We start from the raw sequence: 357 nt of genomic DNA, 5'->3' as shown, positions 1-357 counted from the left end.
ATGGGAATATTCGCGATTTTTTTATTTTGGCAACCACTCCCATTATGGAGCATGATGTCAATATCTTATCGGAATGGCCGCCACCCTGTCAACCCTTCGGCGAATTTTTTTTTCGAGCCCAATTTTTTTTAAATCAACCCTCCCTGTCCTGGAGTGTCTGGAGTGGTGAAAATCACCCAGAGCATTATCGAGTTCATACCGAATCCCATCAAAAAAGAAGCGATCGCAGGTCGAAAAAAAAATGTTAAATTTTGTTGCCAAACCGGCGTTTTTTTTCCCGACCCCTTGCCTTGCCCTTGACTTCGTGATATACTTCGTACATAATGGGAATATTCGCGATTTTTTTATTTTGGCAAC

General features: G+C 41.7%; 1 protein-coding gene. It reads right to left on the bottom strand.

The annotated features are described in order from the left end of the window. Positions 1 to 57: 57 nt before the first annotated feature. A partial coding sequence (locus AC0QHF_RS26805; RefSeq protein ID WP_324707339.1) for a hypothetical protein occupies positions 58 to 357 on the bottom strand: 300 nt, incomplete at its 5' end.

It is taken from the genome of Lyngbya sp. CCY1209, assembly GCF_055795065.1.
The sequence above is the reverse complement of the archived record's forward strand: the minus strand, read 5'-3'. Positions and strand labels throughout refer to the sequence as shown.